Origin of the sequence: Nesterenkonia sp. PF2B19 (genome assembly GCF_001758425.2) — a bacterium.
Taxonomy (GTDB): domain Bacteria; phylum Actinomycetota; class Actinomycetes; order Actinomycetales; family Micrococcaceae; genus Nesterenkonia; species Nesterenkonia aethiopica.
The window spans coordinates 1-4,920 of record NZ_MDSS02000103.1 but is presented as its reverse complement, the minus strand read 5'-3'; the positions used below and the strand labels follow the sequence as shown (position 1 = coordinate 4,920).

General features: G+C 70.8%; 4 protein-coding genes and 1 pseudogene. 2 read left to right on the top strand and 3 right to left on the bottom strand.

The features are described 5' to 3' along the window. Positions 1–209 precede the first annotated feature (209 nt). Positions 210–1,848: pseudogene (ptsP, locus tag BCY76_RS16930) on the top strand (phosphoenolpyruvate--protein phosphotransferase). A 132-nt stretch (positions 1,849–1,980) separates the two neighbouring features. After that, positions 1,981–2,253: an HPr family phosphocarrier protein gene (locus tag BCY76_RS16925; protein ID WP_070158986.1), complete on the top strand. Its 273-nt coding sequence runs from the start codon at positions 1,981–1,983 to the stop codon at positions 2,251–2,253. A gap of 159 nt (positions 2,254–2,412) precedes the next feature. Here BCY76_RS16925 and BCY76_RS16920 read toward each other — a convergent pair whose 3' ends face one another. From BCY76_RS16920 to upp, 3 genes are all read right to left on the bottom strand, one after another. Next, the gene (locus BCY76_RS16920; protein WP_070158985.1) at positions 2,413–2,922 is read right to left on the bottom strand and encodes a SixA phosphatase family protein; all 510 of its coding nucleotides are present in this window, start codon (positions 2,920–2,922) and stop codon (positions 2,413–2,415) included. A 39-nt stretch (positions 2,923–2,961) separates the two neighbouring features. Beyond that, a complete protein-coding gene (locus BCY76_RS16915) occupies positions 2,962–3,774 on the bottom strand; it encodes a winged helix-turn-helix domain-containing protein (RefSeq protein ID WP_070158984.1) in 813 nt (270 codons plus the stop codon). Between the two features lie 360 nt (positions 3,775–4,134). Further along, entirely contained in the window at positions 4,135–4,770 is a 636-nt protein-coding gene (gene upp / locus BCY76_RS16910) for a uracil phosphoribosyltransferase (protein WP_070158983.1), read from the bottom strand. Between the last annotated feature and the right edge of the window lie 150 nt (positions 4,771–4,920).

Here is a 4,920-nt window from a genome sequence, read left to right as displayed (position 1 = left end):
CGGCCCGCCGGGCCCACAGACGGCCGCCGCGCGAGCGCACAGACGGCCGCCCCGCGTCCCCGCACCCGACCCGCACCACCTAGGATTCACCCATGACCTCCCCCGAGAACCTCCCCTCCGCCCCCGCTGACCAGGCGAGCACGCTGCCCGGCACCCGGTTCACCGGGGTCGGGGTCTGCCCCGGGCGCGCCGTCGGACCGGTGCTGTCCATGCCGGACGCGATCGCCGAGCCGGAGAACTCCCCGCGGGACTCCGGCATCTCCGAGGCCAGCGCTGTGGAGTCCCTGGAGGCGCCACCGCCGCGTGGCCGAGCAGCTGCGCGACCCGGGCCGCCGAGGCCGCCGGCGACGCCAAAGGGGTGCTCGAGGCGACCGCCCTGATGGCCACCGACTCGATGCTGAAGAAGGCCGCGATCAAGCGCATCTCCGGGGGCAAGACCGAGGAGCGGTCCTTCTACGAGGCGGCCGCGGAGGTCACCCAGATGCTGGCAGCACTCGGTGGAAAGATGGCCGAGCGGCAGCGCGACGTCCGTGACGTGCGCGACCGGGTCATCGCCCAGCTGCGGGGCGTCACGCCCCCGGGCATCCCCCACAGCGAGACTCCGTTCATCCTGCTGGCCGAGGACCTCGCGCCCGCCGACACCGCCACCCTGGACCCGGAGAAGGTCCTGGCCCTGGTCACCCAGGAAGGCGGTCCGCAGTCCCACACCGCCATCATCGCCCGGTCCCTTGACCTGCCTGCTGTGGTGGCCGCCCCGGGCGTGCTGCAGATCCCGGACGGCACCGAAGTGCACGTCGACGGCGCCGCCGGCGTCATCGACACCTCCGTCACCGACGAGCTGAAAGCCGAGGTGCAGGCCCATCGGGAGCGCCGGGCCCAGATCGCCGCGTTCGACGGCGACGGTCGCCTGGCCGACGGCACCGCCCTGCCGCTGCTGGCCAACGTGGGCAACGGAGCCGATGCCCGGGCCGCCGCCGAGGCGGGCGCCCAAGGTGTGGGGCTGTTCCGCACCGAGTTCCTGTTCTTCGACCGCGACTCCGAGCCCGGACACGAGGAGCAGGTATCCGCCTACCGCGAGGTCTTCGAGCGGCCTTCGCGGCCCGTGGCACCGCCGAGCAGCCCGCGAAGGTCGTGCTGCGCACCCTCGACGCCGGCGCCGACAAGCCGCTGCCCTTCCTCACCGACGCCGAAGAGCCCAACCCGGCGCTGGGTGTGCGGGGCTTCCGCACCGAGCTCGCCTCCCCCGGTGTGCTGGGTCGGCAGCTGGCCGCCGTCGCCGAGGCGGAGGCCGCCGCCGGTGACGGCGTGGACGTCTGGGTGATGGCCCCGATGATCTCCACCGCTGAGGAGGCCGCGAGCTTCCGCACCATGGCCGCCGAGGCAGGACTGAAGACTCCGGGCGTGATGATCGAGGTTCCGGCCGCCGCGCTCACCGCGGGCCCGATCACCGAGGAGGTGGAGTTCGTCTCCATCGGCACCAACGACCTCACCCAGTACACGATGGCCTCGGACCGACAGCTGGGCTCCCTGGCGGCCCTCAACGACGCCTGGCAGCCGGCGGTGCTGCAGCTCATCGGCGCCACCGGAGCCGCCTCACACGGGCCGGTGGGTGTGTGCGGCGAAGCCGCGGCAGATCCGGCCCTGGCTCCTGTTCTGGTGGGTCTCGGTGCGACCTCACTGTCCATGAGCGCGGCCGCCCTGCCCGCAGTGGCGGCCGTGCTGCGCACCGTCAGCCCTGAGCAGGCGAAGGAGCTGGCCGCCGTCGCCACGGCCGCGCGGAGCTCCGGGGAGGCACGCGCCGCCGTCGTCGCCCAGCTGCCGGCGCTGCAGGAGCTCGGCCTCGCCTGAGGCCGTCTCCTGGCGCCATCTGCAGGGCGCGCCGGCCCCGGCACCCCATAAGATGTGTACAGACCTGCGGCGCCGGCGTCGCAGGACACGACGCTCATCCGAGCACGACTCCAGATCAGCAGGAGGAGAACCATGGCCCAGAGGACCGCAACCATCGGCTCCAAGGCAGGACTGCACGCCCGTCCAGCCGCCGTCTTCGCCGAGGCGGCAGGCTCACAGCCGGTGGAGGTGAGCATCGCCAAGGCGGACAGCCCTGAAGAGACCTTCGAGGCCGGCAGCATCCTGGGCCTGATGGGCATCGGCGCCGAGTACGGCGACCAGGTGGTGCTCTCCGCCGAGGGCGACGGCGCGGAGGCCGCCCTCGACGAGCTGGTGCGCATCCTGGAGACCGAACAGGACGACTGAGCGGCTCAGCGGCGAGCAGCGCTCCCCGCGACGTTGAGAAGAGGCCGGTGCACGGGTCATGGCGACCTGTGCACCGGCCTCTTCCTCTCTGGACAGAACGCTGCATGTCTGGACAGCGGCCAGCCCGCCTGGGCGTGGCTCTGCGGCTGCCCTGGGGGCTCAGTCCCAGAAGTCGATGAGCCGGGCGTCACGGCCGTCGAGCTCCGCCCACGGCTTCTCCACGACGAAACGGGCCAGGCCGGCGGTCGGGAAGCGCGAGGCCAGGCGCAGCACGGGATCCTCGGCGGAGTGCACCGAGGCGAGTTCCATGCCGAGGTCCTGGACGGTGGGCAGGTGCCCGATGACCAGCAGCCGGCGCACCGTCTCCGGGGTCTCGTTGATCACGGAGAGCATATGGCGGGACCCCGCCCCGTAGAGCCTGCCGTCCAGGTACGGGGTGGGGGCCTTCTCCTCCAGCTCGTGGTTGATCCAGATGCACGTCTGACGGGTGCGCATGGCATCGGAGCAGATGGTCGCGTCCGGCAGGACCTGCTCGGCCAGCAGCCGCTGTCCCACGGCACGGGCCTGCTCGGCGCCGCGGTCGGTGAGAGTGCGACCGTGGTCGTCCTCCGAGAAGGCGTGTCCGGCCTGAGCATGGCGCAGGATGAGCAGCTCGACGGCGTCGTCCATGGTCCCCTCCCGCGGCGCCGGGCGCCGTTCAGATGCGGATCAGATGCTGTACTCGGGGGCGGCCCAGACCGTGACCTCGGGGTGCTCGTAGAACCGGTAGCCCTGGCCGCGAACCGTACGGACCGTGTTGGCCAGGCGGCCCAGCTTCGAGCGCAGGCGCCGGATGTGCACGTCGATGGTGCGCTCGTTCGGCATCTGCTCGGTGTCGGCGTTGCGCCACAGGGCCTTGAGGAGCTCCTCCCGACCCACGGTGCGGGTCCCGTTCTCCACCAGGTAGTTCAGCAGCTCGAACTCCTTGTAGGTGAGGTTCAGGTTGTCCCCGTCCAGCTTGACCTCGCGGCGCGAGAGGTCGATCAGCACCCCGGAGCTTGAGGGAGCCTGAGGGGCTGCCACGGGCACCTCCATGGTGCGGTGGGTGACCGTAGGGTCGCCGAGCGCCTGACGGACGACGTCGAGGTCGCTGCCTTCGGCGGCCGCGGAGGCCATCGCCATGGCGATGTGGACCTGGGACTCGGGGGCGATCGACTCTACGTAGTCGCGGAGGTCGGTGGCGATCTTGTGCAACGAGGTGCCGGCCGCGGTCGCGGTGTCCTCGTCGAGGCCCACGTAGACCACGAAGCCGCGGGCGACGACGTCGGGCTGGACCAGCTGGGGGCCGCCGCCGTTCTGGGCGACCACCGGAACGGGCCCGGTGCGCGGCTGGCTCGAGGAGCGGCCTCGTCCTGCCCGACGGCCGGCCTGCTGGTCATCGCCGTCGCGCATCCGGCGGGCGATCTCCGCACGACGTGCCGCATTGCGGACGGACACGTGGACATACCCCGGATTCTGGGCCTGACTCGGATGTGCGGACATGAGGTGGTTCTCCCTGGCTGCCGACCGGTCGATTCGGACTCCAGACTCCACGTCACATAAGAAAAATGCAAGTAACAAAGCATGGAATATTCCACATTCTGAGACGATGCGGCGTGTTTGTGAGCAGGCTCACACTTTTGGGGCGGGAATCACGAGTGGACGAGCCCCCGACGGCGAGTGCGCCGCGGACGCCGTCGACACCCCCGATGCCGCATGGCGTCGCGGGACGCGGCGAACGGGTCAGCTCGGAGACCGGGATCCGCACCAGCGAGCTGACATCGGACGATGCGCGAGGCGAGCGCGAATAATAGCGCGTCCGGCCGCGCAGGGGCTGGGGAGATGCTCAGCAGAGCTCGGAACTCACTCCGCGAGGCCGTAGAGGCGATCCCCGGCGTCGCCGAGCCCGGGCACGATGTAGGCGTTCTCATCGAGCTTCTCGTCGATGGCGGCCAAATAGAGGTCCACCTCCAGATCGCCCACGTCCTTCTGCAGCCGCTCGATGCCCTCCGGAGCGGCGAGCAGACAGATGCAGGTGACCTCCTTGGCGTTGCGACGCTTGAGGAAGCGGATGGCCTCGGCCAAGGTGCCGCCCGTGGCCAGCATCGGATCCAGCACGAAGACGTGCCGTCCGGTCAGGTCGTCGGGGAGCCGCTCGGCGTAGGTGATGATGTCGAGGGTCTCCTCATTGCGGGCCATACCCAGGAAGCCGACCTCCGCGGTGGGGATCATGGAGGTCATACCGTCCAGCATGCCGAGTCCCGCGCGCAGGATCGGGACCACCAGCGGAGTGGGGCCGGCCAGCTGAGTCCCTTCGGTCTCGGTGACCGGGGTGGTGATGGTGATCGGCTCGGTGGCGATCGAATCGCTGGCCTCATAGGAGAGCAGCATCACCAGCTCCTTGGTGAGCTGCCTGAAGTGGTTGGAGCTGGTCTCCACCCGCCGGAGCTGGGTGAGCTTATGGGCGATGAGCGGGTGTTCCACGACCTGTACACGCATGGGACCAAACTACCAGGGCGCAGGGACGCCAGTAGGCTGGGCCCATGGCATCCCCCGTCCGCCCCGATCCGCGCCGTGATGCGCGTCGCGCCGCGCACCAGGAGCCGGTCCGCCCCGGGCACAGCGGCGACGGCGACCCCGCGACTCGGC

Bases quoted from the DNA above. Each gene is read 5' to 3' on its own strand.
- upp (WP_070158983.1), bottom strand. From the start codon at position 4,770: ATGCGTGTACAGGTCGTGGAACACCCGCTCATCGCCCATAAGCTCACC.
- BCY76_RS16915 (WP_070158984.1), bottom strand. From the start codon at position 3,774: ATGTCCGCACATCCGAGTCAGGCCCAGAATCCGGGGTATGTCCACGTG.
- BCY76_RS16920 (WP_070158985.1), bottom strand. From the start codon at position 2,922: ATGGACGACGCCGTCGAGCTGCTCATCCTGCGCCATGCTCAGGCCGGA.
- BCY76_RS16925 (WP_070158986.1), top strand. From the start codon at position 1,981: ATGGCCCAGAGGACCGCAACCATCGGCTCCAAGGCAGGACTGCACGCC.